This window comes from Arthrobacter sp. EpRS71, assembly GCF_001512285.1.
Taxonomy (GTDB): domain Bacteria; phylum Actinomycetota; class Actinomycetes; order Actinomycetales; family Micrococcaceae; genus Arthrobacter.
In genome coordinates, this window is sequence record NZ_LNUV01000001.1 from 354,776 (window position 1) to 371,589 (window position 16,814).

Here is a 16,814-nt window from a genome sequence, read left to right on the forward strand (position 1 = left end):
GTAGCGGTCCCGCCCGGTGCGCTTAGCGCGTTGCAGGTGCGGTGGTGGCAGCGTAGAAGCGCTGGCGCTCACGGCCTTTGAGGTGCTTGGCAGCACCCTCCAGGGTGGCGGGTCGCTCCGAAGTCATGGGAGCTCCAACGTCCCAGAAGGCGCCATTGCCGGAAAGGTAGCGCCACGGCTCAACACGGGCCACGATCACGGCAGGACCTTCGGCTTCCTGCGCCTCGGTGAGGGCAGCCGAAAACTCTTCTATCGTCGTCGTGGACCACGCAGCACAGCCCATGCTGGCTGCGTTGGCTGCGATGTCGAAGTCGAGGATCGCCCCGTCCAGTCGACCTGACTCTTTGCTGCGTTCCCGGTACTGTGTGCCGAATTCGCGGCCAGGACCACCCTTGGCGACTTGGAGGGGCCAGATGCACTGGTGTCCGCGGTTGTCGATAACGATAGTGATGATCTTCTTGCGTTCCTGGACTGCCGTGACCAGTTCGGTGGGCTGCATGAAGTAGGTACCGTCACCGATCAGGACATATACCTCGCCCGGCGCATCGGGACGGGCCAAACGGTAGCCGAGGCCCGCCGGGATCTCATGGCCCATGCAGGAGTTGGCGTATTCAAAGTGAATTTCAGTGCCGTTCGAGGGATCCCACGCCTTATGGATGCCTTCCACCACGCCGCCGGAGCCCAAAATCAGGGCGTCGTCACGTGTGGTGCGCTTGTTGAGTACCTCGATCACCTGGGCCTGGCTCATCAGTTCGCCGGCGAAATCCTGGAGGTCGTGCTTGCGCACCTCCTGAGTGGCCTTGCGGGCATCCGCGATGTCGCTGCGGAACTCGTCCGACGTCGAATACCCAACGGCCGCCAGGCGCTCCCGCAGAGCAGCCAGCGACAACCTTGCATCGCCGATGACCGGGAATGAGCCCATCTTGTGGGCATCGAAGGAGCCCACATTGAGGTTGACGAATTTAACATCCGGGTTCTGGAACAGCGAATGCGAGGCCGTGATGAAGTCTTGGAGTCGCGAGCCGACAGTGATGACCACATCTGCGCCGTCTGCGATCTCGTTGGCTCCCACCGTGCCCGTCACACCGAGGGCGCCCAGGTTGAGGTCGCTGAGCGGGCCGCTGCCCTTGCCAGCGTAGGTCTCCGTCACCGGAATGCCGAAGTCGTCACTAAAGCGTGCCAGCTCCTCTTGTGCTGCGGAGTAACGGACACCGCCGCCTGCGATCAGCAGAGGCCGCTTGGCGTTGCCGATAATTTCTGCTGCATCCCTGTACTCATCTTCCACTGCCGGGCGACGGCGAATGTGCCATACGCGCGGCGTGAAGAAGGATTCCGGGAAGTCAAACTCCGCGCCCTGAATGTCCTGGGGCAGGCAAACAACCACGGCCCCGGTTTCAACGGGATCGGTGAGTACCCGCATGGCTTCAGGGAGTGTGGACAGCAACTGTGCCGGGTGGGTGATCCGATCAAAGTAGCGGCTGACCGGGCGGAAACAATCGTTGGCCGACACATCACGTTCCACCGGGTGCTCGATCTGCTGGAGCACCGGATCACCGAAACGGTTGTTGATGATGTCCGCAGGGAAAAGAAGCACCGGGAGGCGGTTGGTGGTTGCCGTGGCGGCGCCGGATACCATGTTGGTCGATCCCGGGCCGGCTGAGGCCGTGCACGCAAGTGTTGCGGCGCGGTTGGAAGCCTTGGCAAAGCCAATGGCCGCATGGACCATGGACTGCTCGTTTTTGCCCTGATAGTGCGGGAAGTCCACACCATATTCGTCGATTCCCTGCGCCAAGCCAACGGAGTTGCCGTGGCCAAAGATGCCGTACATTCCGGGAACGAGGCGCCTGCGTTCACCGTCCATTTCGCTGTACTGGACCTGAAGGTATTCAACGATTGCTTGTGCGACTGTGCGGCGGCGGACGGCCTTTGTGTCGCCTGCGGTGTTGACCACGGTGCCGATGTCAGCAGCGGCTGTGCTAGTCATGCGATCTCCTAAATTCGAAGGTGCGTCGGCATTTTCCACACCGATTCGCCCGAACTTCAGGTTTTCACCGCGCGAAGGCGCCGGTGTGTCCCAGTTTGATACGCGGCCCGGCCATGGAAGACAAACAGCAGCCGACGGCGGAACTCGAGTCCCGCCGTCGGCTGCTGTTGTGGCTGTTGTCCTTCTAGTCGAAGCGGTACGGCTCCTGCGGCCCTACCGAAGGCAACGGCCGGGGCCGCTCGCACGTGCTTTCGATTTCGATGTGCTTGCCCTGCTCAGAGGACGCCTCGAATGCGAGGAGGACTTCCAGGACGTGGTAGGCGAAGTCGCCGCCGGTCCGGGGTTCCACGCCGTTGCGGATGGCGTAACCGAATTCGGCCAGGCCGATGCCGCGGTAGGCGTCGTCCCGGTGGGTGATGGGCGTTTCGCGCCAATCTCCGCCACCGGGAGGTGTCATGTCCAGCGCAAGGTCGCCAGGCTCGCCGCGGCGCAGCACGGGAGCGCCGGAGAAGTGGTCCGGGTTCGGAGCGGCCAGCGAACCGCCCGTGCCGTAGATTTCCAGGTGCGGCAGGTTGTGGTTCCAAATGTCCCAGCTGACGATCACCGTAGCTGTAGCGCCAGACTCGAAGTCGAGGGTGCCCGTGACGTGCGTGGGGGTCTGGATCTGGATGACTTCGCTCTCTTTGCCCGGGCGGGGACGGGTCTCGGAGGAACGCGGCGTTGTCGCGGATACCCGCTTCACCGGGCCGAAGAAGTTCACCAGATTGGTGATCAGGTACGGGCCGATGTCCAGCATTGGGCCAGCCCCGGGACTGTAGAAGGGGTCCACGTTCGGATGCCAGTGCTCATAGCCCCGGCACGCGAACGATGCGAAGGCCGCCACCGGCTCGCCGATCCAGCCGTCGTCGATGAGTTTGCGGCTGGTCTGCATGCCGGAACCCAGGAACGTGGTGGGCGCGGAGCCGACTTTGACGCCGGCTGCCCTTGCTGCGTCCAGGATCTGCTTGGCTTCCTCAAGGGAGGTTGCGAAGGGCTTCTCCGAAAGGACATGTTTGCCGGCCGCGATCGCCTGTAGGGTGACCGGTGCATGGAGCTTGGGCGGCGTGAGGTTGAGGACCAACTCCACGTCTTCATCTGCGAGCAACTCGTCCGGAGTGAGGGCCTTGGGAACGTCGTACTCGGCAGCACGCTTCCGCACTGCCTCGGGGTTCACATCCGCGAGCGCAACGATGTTGACGTCGGGGTGGACGCCGATCTTGTCCAGGTATTGGTTAAGGACATTTCCGACGCCGATGATGCCGACTCGAATGGGTTCCATGTGAATCTCCGTAAATGTTTGATGGAACATCCCGAGGCGAGGAATATACCCCGCCTCGGGATCAGTTGCTATGGCTGGAACTGCTAGCTGGCCAGACGAGCTTCGCGTGCCTGGGCCGTGGCGGCCTCGTCGACGACGCCGTCCGAAATCACCACGCCGTAATCAGCGGCCGCCGCCTCCACGGAGACGCGTGATTCGCGATAGTCATCAAGGACTGCCAAGACATCGCGTTCCAGCGGATTTCCGTATCCGCCACCTCCGGGGGTGATGGAGACGACCTTCTCGCCCGACTGCAGGTCATAGCGGCCCACCACGGGAATCTCGCGGCGTTCGCCGGTCTTGAGATCCTCAACCCACGCTGACGGCTCCGCACCGTCGTGGCCGCCGCGGACACCCTTGGGTGGGTTGATCTTGCCTTCGATGCCATACGTGAGAGTTACGCTCTCACCCCGTGGTTCCATGGTGACCCTCGTCGCAAGTCCGCCGCGCTGGCGTCCCGCCCCGCCGGAATCAGCCACCAAGGTGCGTTCGTGGACAAGAATTGGGTAGCGCTGCTCATCGACTTCCACGCTGTCGTGATAAAGAAGAGCTCCGCAAACGGGACGCTGGTATGTGGGCCAGCCGTCAACGTAGGGAGTAGCCGGCCCACCAACCCCGCCCACCAGGATCTGGTTGACGTAGGCGTTGCCGTTGCGCTCGTCGATACCCGAGATCACCGACTTTGCCGGTGCCTGCCCGGCGGCGCCCTCAGCGGTGCCATAGCCGTCGTCGATCTGCGAGAAAGCGGCCTGAACAATGTTGACCACCCGGTCGGCCAGGTTGGTAGTACCCGACGAGCAGGAGTACGGATGTTTCGGCACCCCTACGGCGCAGCCGTCGCGAAGCAGCACCTCCACCCGGCGGAAGGTTCCCGCGTTGCTGGGAAGGTTCTCCGGGATGCCGGAAAGGATTCCTGCCAGTGCCGCGCCAGTGGCTGTGGCCTTGGTCAGGTTCAGGCCATTGGGGAGGTTGTCAGGGTTATCCCGCAGGTCAATGATGATCTTGCCCTGCTTGGGCTTTACCTCAAGGGTTGCCTGCAGGTGCACGCCTTCCGGGCCGGTACCCGGGAAGGGATCGTGGTCAGAGGATCCGTGGAGGACGTATTCGGGCAATGTTTCGATCGCGCTCGCGGTGAGGCGCTCGGAGTAGTCGAACCAGGCGTCCACAAAGTCTTCAAGGTCTTCCACCCCGAACTTTTCGGCGAGCTCGTGGATGCGGCGCTCGGCGATGCGCGAAGCCCCGACCGACGCGAGGTAGTCGCCGTACCATTGATCGGGGACGCGGATGCGGGACCTGCACATGCGGATGATGTCGTCGATGTCTGTGTAGTCGCGCTGGATCCGGACGCAGGGGAAGATCAGCGCGCCTTCCTCATACACGTCCCGCGCTGTGGCGAAGAACGTGGTGGGAAGCGAGTTGCCGCAGTCGGCCTGGTGGGCTTTGGTGACGGCGGTGAACAGGTGGCGTCCGTGGACGAAAATGGGAACCAGGATCACATGGTCTGCGGCGTGCGAGTTTCCCATGTAGGGGTCGTTATGGAGAAACGCGTCGCCTTCCCGGATGTCTTTGTGCAGTTCCACCATGTCTTCGCCCAAGGGGCCGGCACCAAAGACGTGCACTGGCACACCTTCGGCTGCGGCGAGCAACTGGTTGTCCGCTGTAAGCACGGCACAGGAGAAGTCGCGGGCTGTGTTGATGACGGACGAGCGGGCGGAGCGGAGCAGGCCGCTGGTCATCTCGCGGACAATGCCGTCGAATGCGTTGGCAAGGACCGAGAGCTTTACGGGATCGAATTCGCGGGTCACGGTTACGCCTCCTTACGGGTGAGGTAGATGTTGGATCGTTCATCGAGCGTCGCGTCCCATTCCGGCGGTACGACGATGGTGGTGGTGGGCTGGTCGATGACGGCCGGTCCCACGATCTTGTCGCGGGGCGCGAGCGTCACGCCCCGGTAGCGCTGGGTACTGAAAGGTTCGCCGCCAAAGACGATGTCGTCAGTGCGGTGGATTTCCGCCGTGCGGCTGAGTTCGCTTTCTGACTTGGTGTGCTCCGGACGCGGGATCTCCACGCGGACGCCCCAGGTGATAATCTCCACGCGGCTGTCGGGGTCGTGGGTGCCGTTGCGGCGGTCGTGCTCTTCGTGGAAGGCGCGCTCGATGATGCCTGCCGCATCGCCGGAGGTGTCCGGGGCGGCGTCGAGGTAGACGCGGAGGTCCCAGGCCTGGCCGGGGTACCGGGCGTCCACGAAGTAGGTGACCTTGGGTGCCTCGCCCACGCCATCGAAGCGCTTCACGAAGATCTCAGCCTTGGCTGTCAGGTCCTCCACAGCACGGGAGGCCGAACCGGCGTCGAAACTGCGGGTGTCGTTGTGCAGCGGGGAGAGGAACTCTGTGGCGATCGGGGCGCGGTGGGCGCCGTAGGCGGCCAGGACGCCGGCGGTCGCCGGGACAAGGACGGTGTCGGCTTCCAGGAGCCTGCCGATGATCGCTGCGACCATGGCACCGGCGCCACCGCCGGCAACAATGAGCGCGCCCCGGGGATCAACGCCCTGTTCGAGGGCAGACTGTCGGATGGCGGTGGCCATGTGGTTGGCAGAGACATCCAGGATGGCCTGGGCGGCCTGCAGGGTGTCCATCTTCAACGGCCCGGCGATGCGGGTGTCAATGGCCTTAATGGCAGCCTCGCGGTTCAGGGTGAAGCCTCCTTCAAAGCCGTCTGCATCGAGATAACCGAGCGCGACGCAAGCGTCCGTGACGGTAGGTTCTTCGCCGCCGCGGCCGTAGGCTGCCGGACCGGGGGTGCTGCGGGCACTCTGCGGGCCCACGCGAAGCAGCCCGCCGCCGTCGATCCAGGCGATGCTGCCGCCGCCGGCGCCAATGCTGGACACCGCGACGGAGGACAAGCCGGTGAGGTGACCGACGAAGGGCTCCCCCAGCCACGCCTCACGGGTGTGACGGACCACGCCGTTCTCCACCAAGGACACATCGAAGGTGGTGCCGCCCATGTCGCAAACCACCACAGTGTCGTGGTCTGGAGCAGCAGCCGCGCCCACCAACGGTGCCATGGACGGGCCGGAGTTCAGAAGCAGGACGGGACGGTCAAGGACATCAGCGACGTCGAGGACGGCACCTTCGGAGGTGACCACCAAGAGGTCCCCCGCGAAACCGTACTCCTGGAGGTCCGAGCGGAGCTTGCCCAGGTGGTCGGCCATCAACGGCTTCAGGGAAGCGTCGATCGAGGCTGCCGAGGAACGGCGGTATTCGCGGATAGTCGGGTTGGCTTGGTTGGAGAGGGTGAACGGAACACCCGGCAGAATCTCGTGGATGAGTTCCGCGACGCGCTTCTCGTGGGCATCGTTGATGATGGACCAGAGGAATGACACAGCAACGGCCTCTATGCCCTGTTCTTTGAACGAGCCCAGCACCGCGCGGACTTGGTCTTCATCCAGTGGCAACAGCACGTCGCCTTCAGAGGACATCCGCTGAGTGATCTCGAATGTCAGGTTGCGGGGAATGTAGGGCGGCGGGTAGGCGGCCTTTGAATCGAAGGCATCCCTGCGGCCACCTTCACGGAGCAGGAGGGTGTCGGCAAAACCGTCCGTGGTCAGCAGTGCCGTTTTGGCCACTTTGCCGGTGAGAACAGCGTTGGTGGCGTGGGTGGTGCCGTAGACAATGACATCTGCGTTCCGCAGGACGTCATCGCCGCTCCAGCCGACAGATTCGGCAGCGCGGCGGACGGAGGCTTCGAAGCCGGTGAAGACGCGGTCGTAGGTGGTCAGGGCCTTGCCAACGGCCATGTCCCCTGTGTTTGATCCGACCACCACATCTGTGAACGTGCCACCGGTATCGACGGCGATGCGGTACCTCGCTTCACCCGGTTGTGTTTGTACTTCGCTCATGGGATTTCTGTCTTTCTAGGAGTTGAAGTGTTTATCGCTGGGGCTTGGCCACGCGGTTGCGGAGCAGCCCGACCTTTTCGATCTCGATTTCGACCGTGTCGCCCGGTTCGAGCCAGACGGGAGGGTTGCGCTTGGCGCCGATGCCTTGCGGTGTACCTGTGGCAATGACGTCTCCGGGTTCGAGGGTGAGGAAGCTCGACAGGTATGAGACAACACGGGCGATGGAGAAGATCTGGTACTGCGTGTTGGAATGCTGGACTTCGATGCCGTTAACCCTTGTGGTGATGTCCAGTGCCTGCGGGTCCCCCACTTCGTCCAGCGTTACCAGAGCAGGACCCCAGGGGGTGGAACCGTCAACGGCCTTACCGGCCAGCCATTGGGTGCCGCGGTACTGAAGATCTCGTGCGGTGATGTCGTTCAGGGGCGCCAGTGCGGCAACATAGTCCAAGGCTTCGTCCTCGGACACTTCACTGGCACGGCGGCCAATCACCACAGCGAGTTCCCCCTCAAAGTCGAGGTTTTCACTGACCCGGGTTCCGCCGATTTCGTCCTGGGGGCCGATCATCGTTGACGCAAATTTTGCGAACACATCCGGGTATTCAGGGAACGCCCTTCCGGTTTCGGCCACATGGTCCTTGTAATTGAGGCCGATGCAGAGCACCTTGGACGGGTCCGCCACAGGCGTGGTCAAGGTAACCTCAGACAACGCGCCGACGCGGGCCACGGGATCCTCAGCTGCTACAGCAGCGATCCCCGCTGAGATCGCCGGGATCCGGTCGCCGTAGAGGTCCAGGAAACCTCGGACCGAGCTGGTGGCGCCGTGGACTGCGTCCGTGGATCCTTGGAGCAGCAGTTCGAGATCATAGACAGCGTCGTCGATCAGGACACCGCCGCGTACGCCGGATTCGTGCTTGTAGGAGACGATCTTCATGGTTACTTCTCCCCTTTCATGGCTGTGCCATCTGCCACGGCGAGCACGGCATCGGTCAGTCGAGCTGCGATGTCCTCCGCGACCTTTTCGTCCATGGGCGTGGACAAGGACAGCAGGTTGGCTGGCGAGCCGAGCAAACCCCGCTCATAGGACGCCCACCACAGTTCATGCTGGGTGCGCTCGCCCACTTTCTCCACGCCTGCGGGAACAGCCCGCAGCAGCGAACCCCGCCCACGGATTTCCCAGCCGGCGTCTGCGATCCGCGCGTTCACGGCGTCCCGTGTAGTGTCGCCGAGGTGATTCAGTCTCTTGACTTCTTCTTGGGTGAAAAGACGTAAGGCAACTGCTCCGGCTGCCATGCTGACCGGGTTCCCCGAGAACGTGCCGCCGTGTGGCAAGCTGCCGGGGCGGGTCGGATCCACTTCGGCCATCAGCTCAGCACGACCAGCCACTGCTCCCACGGGGAACCCTCCGCCAATCAACTTTCCTGTGGTGAGCAAGTCCGGAGAAACACCGTACTCTCCACTGAAGCCGTTGAAACCAAGCCGGAGGCTGATGACCTCGTCAATGATCAGAACGATCCCGTACCGCGTGGCCAACTCACGGGCCGTGTGGACGAAGTCCTCGGAGATCCGGAGCAAGCCGGCACGGTTTGGCAGCAGGTCAAGGATGATCGCAGCATAGGATTCCGGTGCTGCCTCCACCTCCTGGCGCAGGGTCTCGACGTCGTTGAGCGGCACCGCTGTGACGTCATTAATGACACCCTGGGTGACTCCCCGCTGGTAGGAGGGGCCGCCTGGAACCAGAGCGACCTCGGATGTGCCGTGGTAGCCGCCCTTGGTGACTATGACGCGTTCCCGCCCGGTGCTGGCCCGCGCAATGCGAATCGCGGACATCACCGCTTCCGTGCCGGAGTTGGCAAACCGCACCTGATCGAGGTCGGGTAGACGGGACAACAGCAGGTCGGCAAGGTCCCACTCGTAGAGATTGGGGATCCCCCAGCTGGCACCGGCTGTGAGCGCCTTGGTGGCGGCCTCCGTGATCTCAGGGTGGGCGTTGCCGTGTATCAGGGACGTGAAATTGTTGTTTGCATCGATCAGTTCGTGGCCGCGGTCATCCCAGACACGGTACCCCTCGCCCCGGATGGCGTAAGGGCTCGGGGCACCTGTGTAGTACGTCGATCGGCCATAGCCGCCGGGCAGCAACGGGAAGCCGCGGGGTCCCCTGCGCAGATGTGGATCCTCTGCGGGGTGGTTCTGCGTGATGGCGTTCTTTTGCTCTGTTCCCACTTGGTTCTCTCCAGTCTTTCAGTTCACGAGGTCGATCAGCGGCTGCCCCGTCAAGGCCAGGCGGACCCTCTCCACGGCACCCTCCTGCAGAGCACCCGTGGAGCGGTTGGAACGCCACGCAATGTGGGGCGTCAGGATGGTGTTGGGCGCTGAACGAAGCGGATGTTCAGCACCGAGTGGCTCTTCGGCGAAGGTGTCGATGCCGGCGCCGGCAATGTGCCCGGAGGTAAGCGCCTCGGCGAGGGCTGATTCCTCGATGAGGCCACCACGAGACACGTTGACGACCACCGCCCCCTTGCGCATACGGTCCAGAACATCCTTGGAAATGAGGTTGGCCGTATCCGCTGTCAGCGGCAGGTGCAGTGAGACGACGTCGGAATTCTCCAGGATGTCTTCCAAAGCGGTCAGTTCCACAAAGCTCTCCGTGACGAATGGGTCGTAAGCCCGGACCTGTGCCCCAACAGCTTGATACATGCGGGCAACGTGCTGGCCAATGCGGCCCATTCCCAAAACGCCGACCTCGAGTTCGGACAGAACCGGGGTGTCGTAGCCGATGGTCCCGGCCCAGCCGAGGTCCCGGATGGACGCATTACCCGCAGGCAACCTGCGCGCCAAGGCCAGGCCCATGGCAAAGGCATGCGAGGCAACTTCTTCCGACGCAGTTCCAGGGACAATGGACACCGGAATGCCGGCCTCGGTAGCTGCGGCAACATCAATGTTGTCGTAGCCGATTCCATACCTGATGACAGCCTTGCAGTTGGACATCACCGGGAAGTCCACAGCCGTGAGTTTCGCGTACGGAGTGATCATCACGATGTCGGCGTCGGGAAGTCCTTCGCGGAAGGAATCGGCGTCGGCAGCCGGATTGAGTGTGTAACCGAACTCCTTGGCAAGCGCGTGCTCGCGGTCCAGGTTCGGAAAGTGATGTGGGGCCACAAGAATGGTTCCGTGGGCATCGCGGGTCATAGTCGTCGTCCTGTTCGTTTTTGTACCCTCTTGATCTGCCAAGCGCCCCGTGGAGGGTGCCGGTGTCCGGGTAGTTTCAAGTAGAACGCGGCTCCGCATGGCTGATCCGTACCAGATCGAGACACCTGGGTGGGACACTGTCCCAGCTTCGCCAAGCTGTTTGGCAGGCAGCAAAAAGCAGCCGGCCCTACGCGGTGGCCGGCTGCCTTAAGTCCCGGAATTAGAGGTCGAATCCGCGGCTGCGGAAATAGTCCATCCTGCGGTAGAGGGTGGAACGGCCAATCTGCAAGGCCACTGCTGCCAGGCTGCGGTTGCCATCGGCTTCCTGGAGGGCCGTGCGGAGCTCACTGAGCTCGGCGTCCTCCAGCCTGGACAGCCGGCCCTTGGTAAGGACCCTGTGGTAGCCCTGCGGAAGATCGTCCACAGTCACTTCGGCCCCGGCGGCACGCTCCACAGCATTCGACACGACGGCCCGCAGTTGATCGATGTTCCTGGGCCAATCCGCGTGAGTCAGGGTGGTGAGGAGACGGCGGGACAGTTTCCGGTCGCCCATCTCTGCGGCGATGGCAGAAGCAAGCGGCGGGATGTCTTCCCTGCGATTACGCAAGGGCTCCACCGAGATTTCCAGGACGTCGAATGCGTCCGAGAGCAGGAGAGTGGCATCCGTGGGGTGAGTGATGGTGAACGCCAGTTTGGTGGTGGTGTTGCCTCTCAGGTTATTGACCAGCTCGGCGGCTTCATTTTGGGAGAGTTCGTCGGCGTGTTCAACAACCAAAGTTGACGGAAGCTCCGTAGACACGCGATGAACCACGTCCCGAACTTGCGGATTCCTCAGCGCCCCACTCCTGGCATCTACCACCATCTGCTCACCACGCATCGACGCAATGGCGCCGGCCAACCTGCGCTTACCGCTGCCCAGTTCACCGATCACTACCACTGAGCGCTCTTGCTCTACAGCTTTGCGGGCCAGATTCAGGGCACGTTTGAAACCCATGCTTGTCCCGTCCAAATGCTTCATGAGCCGGTTCGTAGTGTCCGGCAATGATGGTCCCGGTCTATTAGGGTCGCTGACGGACTCGGAAATGCGCACCTTCACTGGCGCGTGGGGACGGACAACCACGATGGCACCGACATTGGATGCAGAGAGCGTCACCGGAGAAACTTCAAGCGTGGAAAGCCCTGGTCCCTGAAGCGATACCTCATAGTTCATTTCCCGGCCGGAGGACATTACCGCTTTTGCGTACCCCGAAATGATGGAGAAGTCGCTGTCCTCCAAGCTAGCGGTTGCGGAGGCATTGAGAAGGGAGTTCTTGCCATCCAAGGCAATCACGGCTCGATTGCCCCTGCGGCGCGAGACCGTCAAGTATTCGCTGAGCAGCGCCCGTTCCCTGGATGACGTGCGGACCTCGATGTCGCGTTCAATTCGGGATGCAACCCCCTCAAGCATCAGCAGGGTCGATGACGGTTCCAGCGCGGAGACCCTGTTGGCCGGCAAGGTAAGACCGATAACAGCCCGGACGCGGTTGTGGAAGGGATCACGGACCAAGGAAGCGAAACACCAGTTGCCCCTCATGTCTTCGCGGAAGTGTTCCTCCGGTGCGAGCCAGACGCCCCGCCCTTCTTCCAGAGCGAGACCTTCTCCGTTGCTGCCGCAACTCTCTTCCAAGAGTGAATACCCTGCTGGAAAGCCGTCGTCGCGCAGGAAGTCTGCCTTGACGAGGACTCCGTTCGGTGCGGTGATGTTGACGTAACCTCCCATGTCAGCTGCGACTTCATCCAATTTCTGCAAGTGTGGGCCCGCAGCACTGATGGTGAACTCGTCCACCCGGCCTTCATCAAAGAATCCCCGGTCCGCCACAGCGTCGACGCCAGCCGCGCGGCTTCTGTACCAGGAGCGTGCCACGATCGGCCGGATCCCGGTGAGGTCAGCGTGAGGCTGCATCAGGAAGAGTTCGCGCAGCCGGTCTGTTTGGCGCAGCGACTCATGGGGCAACCAAGGAGAAAGAACTTCAGCAGCGGCCATGTCAATCACGTTCCTTCGTGGAGTGGAGGTTGTCAGGAGACGGCGGCGGTGCCGCCACGGCGCGAAGCCAGCCACTTGCTTCCCCAGCCTCGACCCCTAGGACGGAAGGCCTGTTGCGCGCGCCAGTTTGGGTCGTGGGCGGCGTCGTCTTCCAGCGCCCGGGCGCTGATGTACGCGGCCACCATGCCAGAGAGGCCACTGCCCAAACTGATGGTGCTTTCTTTGGCCCCCCGGCTCGAATCCTCGATATCCATGACTCGTTCCTTCCGCTAAGGCGTTCAGACGGCGGAGCCAGCGGGTGCTGCTTTGCGCCACTTTCAGAGTACCTAACTAATGGTCGTTAGCCAAGAGTTTCTGTAGAGTTGGACTGAACTTCGACCGCCCTTTGCGTCACGATCAATGAGGCAACGTCCACCCGACTGTTAGGGTCACATCATGAGCAGCACGTCCTACAAGTCCGCCCGCGACACGTTCGCGCACCGTCTGGAGGAATGGGATTGGGCTGGCCAAGGAGCATCAAGGCGGCACATCCTTGAAGCCTTTCTGGAGTTGGCCATTGCCAACGGATTCAACTCCGTATCGATGCGCACCATCGCCAATGCCGTCAACATCAAGCCGCCCAGCCTCTACTCGCATTTCCCGGGCGGACGGGACGAGATCGTCGCCGAATCGCTGCGCTGGCATTTCCACCGCTTCGGCCAAGCACTGCTGGAAGCCGTGGACCACGCGCAATCGGCCTCCGAATTTTGGGATTGCATGGTCCGGCTCCACTTCACCCGCCAGGTGAGACTCCCCGAAAGCAACCTCTGGGACCTTCTGGTTGCGACCGACAGGATGGCCAACATTCTCCCCAGCGAGCTGCGTTCCCAGGTAGACGATTGGGTGGACCTCCACCAAAACATGTACGTCGCCGCCGCCGTCGACATGGGCTTTCCACAGGCTGAAGAACGGGTCAAAGTCGTCGTGACGCTCCTCGAAGGAGCCACACGCTGGGCATCACCGGAATGCAACGATGCCGAGCTTGCTGAACTCACCGACCGGGCTGTCGTCTTGTCCCGAACGATTCTTGCGGCGGATTTCTAGCAGGACGGTCAGCTGCGGCGGGATGGCCGGATAGCTGTTCAGCAGGTCGCCGGTATGGCACGCGCTGACGCCCTCGGTAGCCGTGTTGAGAAGGTCCGGGTCCTTGGCGAACTCTTCGAGTTGACGCGCTGGACCGGGATTAGGCTCGGCGTGCGTTGCACCATCGGCCGTCCGGCGTCGTCCGCTGTTTTCGGACTACTTCGTGAGCGCCTTCTCCAACCAGGACCTCAACACCGGCGCGGGAGCCGCGCCGGCTTGTCTCGCGACGATCTTGCCGTCAACTATGACCATCAACGTCGGCACTGCCTGTATTGCGAACCTGGTCGAAAGCTGCGGCGAATGGTCTACATCGACCTTCACAAGTTTGATCTGCCCGGCTCGTTCGTGTGCCAACGTGTCCAGCACGGGGCTCACCACCCGGCACGGCCCACACCACACCGCCCAAAAGTCCACCAATACCGGAATGCCGGGCCGTTCGGCGATCGCACTGAAGTCGTCGTCGTCCGCTTCGACGATCCAAGGGAGGTCGTGGCGGCAGTTCCCGCACCGCGGCCGACCTTCGGCGGCGGCTGGAACGCGGTTCGACTTGCCGCAATGAGGACATGTGATGACGGCTTTGTTCATGTGATTACGGCCTCCGTAAGCTCCATTGTGCTTTATTCAGCCACTGAAAACGAGGACCTGTCCAAGCCCTCTGATCTGTGGGTCGGGGCCTGGGAAGTCGCGGCATCGCAAACCGTCGCAATGCTTACTTTCCCAACGGCACCTCGATCGCCTCCTCGCTTTCGGGACGAATAACCCTCGACGCGACCACCATGACCAGGACGAATGATCCAACAGAACACTGGACCGGCGTTTGAACCCTACTACTGCTCCGCCCACACCCAGTCCCTGATTTCGGGAAGGTCTTCGAAGTGCTCGCGGATGTAATGGGCGTGGGCATTGAGCTGAGACCTGCAGTGCTCCAGGAGTTGGTCCGCCCCCGCAAATTCGCCCCGGGCCCGACGTAATGCTTCCATGACCAGGTGGTAGCGGCTGACCTTGTTCAGGACCACCATGTCGAACGGTGTGGTGGTGGTGCCTTGCTCGTTGTAGCCACGGACATGGAATCGCTCGGGATGTGGGCGGCCGTGCAGGAGTTGATGCAGTGCCCTCGCGTATCCGTGCCACGCCATCACCACGTCCACCTCAGCGGTGAAGAGTTCCTCGAATTTATCATCAGCCAACCCATGTGGATGGACCTCTGGAGGTGGCAAGACCATGGCATCCATGACGTTGACCACTCGGATGGATAAGTCCGGGACGTGCTTCTTCAGGAGCCATGCAGCCGCCAAAGTCTCCTGAGTAGGTACATCTCCGGCACTTGCAAGGACAATGTCCGGCCCCTGGCCGGCCGGGGTTCCGGGCGTCTCGTTGCCGGCCCAATCCCAGGTGGATGCGCCCACAGCTGCATGCTCCCGTGCCTCGTCGAGCGTCAGGTACTGCGGATGTTCCTGTTTGTCGATTACCACCAGATTGACGTAGTCCTTGCTTTGGAGCATGTGTTCCGCGGTGACGAGCAAGGTGTTTGCGTCCGGAGGGAAGTAGACGCGGATGACCGTGCTGGAGAGGGACAGAACCGTGTCGATAAGACCAGGGCCCTGATGGCTGAAACCGTTGTGGTCGTTCCGCCAGCAGGTGGAGGTCAGCAGGATGTTCAGACTGGGAACGGGCTGCCGCCACGTCAGCTCCCGTGAATGCTGCAGCCATTTGGCGTGTTGGATGGTCATGGAAGCGCTCACCATCGCAAACGCCTCATAGCTCGCGAACAAGCCGTGGCGGCCCGTCAGCACGTATCCTTCCAGCCACCCTTGGCACAAGTGTTCGGATAGGACTTCCATCACGCGTCCGCTGGCGGAAACATGATCGTCGGCGAGCGCGGCTCCTGTGGTCGCGGCCGATTCGAGGAGGCATCTGTCGGTGGCTTCAAAGACTGCACCGAGTCTGTTGCTGTTGGTTTCGTCGGGGCAGAAGAGGCGGAACCTGGGGTCATCGGCAGTGTCGATGTAGATATCGCGCAGCATCTCCCCTAATGGCCTGGTGCTCCCGTGCATCACGCCTCCGCGGGGAACAGCTTCGAGGGCGTATCGATCGAGCGATGGTATTGCCAGGTCGCGGCTTCCCCTTCCGCGGCTGGCGGGCAGTGCGCCCATGCGTAAATCGCCGTCCGGGGCGAGCTGTGCGAGTTCTGGGATAAGGCGCCCGTCGGTGTCGAAGAGTTCTTCCGGCCGGTAGGAACGCATCCACGTTTCAAGTTGTTTCAGATGTTCTGGGTTTTCCTTGACTCCGGCCAGCGGGACTTGGTGGGAGCGGTGGGTTCCTTCTACGGGCTTTCCGTCCACCGTCACGGGTCCTGTCCATCCTTTGGGGGTTCGCAGGATGATGGCGGGCCATCGTGCTGGTCCGGTGACTCCCTCTGTGCGGGCGTGGGACTGGATGGCGCGGATGGATGCGTAGGCTGAGTCCAGCGCTGAGGCGAGGGCGGGGTGGACGATGGCTGGGTCGTCATCGGAGACGATGATGGGATCCCATCCGTGCGCCACCAGCAGTGATGCTACCTCCAGGTTCGGGCGACGGCCCAGCACGGTGGGACCGGAGATCTTGTACCCGTTGAGGTGGAGTATTGGGAGCACTGCACCATCCCTGAGCGGATTGATGAACGAGGGTGCCTTCCAAGAGCCTTCGAGCGGACCGGTTTCGGCTTCCCCATCACCGACGACGCAGGCAACGATCAGGTCCGGATTGTCCATGGCGGCTCCGGTGGCATGCATGAGGGAGTAGCCCAGTTCGCCGCCCTCATGAATGGAGCCGGGCGTGGCCGGGCCGACGTGGCTGGCGATGCCTCCCGGCGTCGAAAACTGTCGGACGAGTCTCCGGAGACCCTTCACGTCTTTGCCAACAGCCGGATAAACCTCCGAGTAGCTGCCCTCCAGATAGGTATTGGCGACGACGGCGGGGCCTCCGTGGCCGGGACCGGCGACGAACAGGACTTCCGCACTCGTGCGACGGATCAGGCGGTTGAGGTGTGCGTAGATCAGTGACATGCCCGGGCTCGTACCCCAGTGACCCAAGAGCCTGGGTTTGATGTGCTCTCCTTGCAGCGGTTCCCGGAGCAGGGGGTTCTCCTGCAGATAGATCTGTGCCACGGTCAGGTAGTTGGCTGCGGACCAGTACCGGTGCAGGAGGTCAAAGTTCTCAGCGTCCGGCAGGGTGCCGGTGGCGTTCTCGTCCAGGCTCATGTCGG

Annotated in this window: 12 protein-coding genes; 1 reads left to right on the plus strand and 11 read right to left on the minus strand. The window is 62.4% G+C overall.

Annotation, left to right across the window (positions count from 1 at the left end):
- Window positions 1-22 precede the first annotated feature (22 nt).
- From iolD to AR689_RS01625, 9 genes are all read right to left on the minus strand, one after another.
- Window positions 23-1,984: a 3D-(3,5/4)-trihydroxycyclohexane-1,2-dione acylhydrolase (decyclizing) gene (gene iolD / locus AR689_RS01585; protein ID WP_062065844.1), complete on the minus strand. Its 1,962-nt coding sequence runs from the start codon at window positions 1,982-1,984 to the stop codon at window positions 23-25.
- 184 nt (window positions 1,985-2,168) lie between these two features.
- Window positions 2,169-3,302, minus strand: coding sequence for a Gfo/Idh/MocA family protein (locus AR689_RS01590; protein WP_231745403.1), 1,134 nt, complete (start codon window positions 3,300-3,302; stop codon window positions 2,169-2,171).
- 83 nt (window positions 3,303-3,385) lie between these two features.
- Window positions 3,386-5,146, minus strand: coding sequence for a hydantoinase B/oxoprolinase family protein (locus AR689_RS01595; RefSeq protein ID WP_062065849.1), 1,761 nt, complete (start codon window positions 5,144-5,146; stop codon window positions 3,386-3,388).
- Window positions 5,147-5,148: 2 nt separating this feature from the next.
- Entirely contained in the window at window positions 5,149-7,239 is a 2,091-nt protein-coding gene (locus AR689_RS01600) for a hydantoinase/oxoprolinase family protein (protein ID WP_062065852.1), read from the minus strand.
- Between the two features lie 31 nt (window positions 7,240-7,270).
- Window positions 7,271-8,170, minus strand: a complete 900-nt coding sequence (locus AR689_RS01605; RefSeq protein ID WP_062065854.1) for a fumarylacetoacetate hydrolase family protein — start codon at window positions 8,168-8,170, stop codon at window positions 7,271-7,273.
- A 2-nt stretch (window positions 8,171-8,172) separates the two neighbouring features.
- Window positions 8,173-9,459, minus strand: coding sequence for an aspartate aminotransferase family protein (locus AR689_RS01610; RefSeq protein WP_062065858.1), 1,287 nt, complete (start codon window positions 9,457-9,459; stop codon window positions 8,173-8,175).
- Window positions 9,460-9,477: 18 nt separating this feature from the next.
- On the minus strand, window positions 9,478-10,425 hold the full coding sequence (locus tag AR689_RS01615; RefSeq protein ID WP_062065860.1) for a C-terminal binding protein: 948 nt from the start codon (window positions 10,423-10,425) through the stop codon (window positions 9,478-9,480).
- Window positions 10,426-10,645: 220 nt separating this feature from the next.
- Entirely contained in the window at window positions 10,646-12,448 is a 1,803-nt protein-coding gene (locus AR689_RS01620) for a sigma-54-dependent Fis family transcriptional regulator (RefSeq protein WP_062065863.1), read from the minus strand.
- A 32-nt stretch (window positions 12,449-12,480) separates the two neighbouring features.
- Entirely contained in the window at window positions 12,481-12,702 is a 222-nt protein-coding gene (locus tag AR689_RS01625) for a hypothetical protein (protein WP_062065866.1), read from the minus strand.
- A gap of 181 nt (window positions 12,703-12,883) precedes the next feature.
- Here AR689_RS01625 and AR689_RS01630 point away from each other — a divergent pair, with 181 nt between their 5' ends.
- Window positions 12,884-13,531: a TetR/AcrR family transcriptional regulator gene (locus tag AR689_RS01630; RefSeq protein WP_062065870.1), complete on the plus strand. Its 648-nt coding sequence runs from the start codon at window positions 12,884-12,886 to the stop codon at window positions 13,529-13,531.
- A gap of 195 nt (window positions 13,532-13,726) precedes the next feature.
- Here the strand turns inward: AR689_RS01630 and trxA are convergent, their stop codons facing one another.
- Both trxA and AR689_RS01640 read right to left on the minus strand, forming a co-directional pair.
- Window positions 13,727-14,155: a thioredoxin gene (trxA, locus tag AR689_RS01635; protein WP_062065874.1), complete on the minus strand. Its 429-nt coding sequence runs from the start codon at window positions 14,153-14,155 to the stop codon at window positions 13,727-13,729.
- 242 nt (window positions 14,156-14,397) lie between these two features.
- Window positions 14,398-16,809 (minus strand): phosphoketolase family protein, encoded by a 2,412-nt coding sequence (locus AR689_RS01640; protein ID WP_062065877.1) that lies wholly within the window; start codon window positions 16,807-16,809, stop codon window positions 14,398-14,400.
- Between the last annotated feature and the right edge of the window lie 5 nt (window positions 16,810-16,814).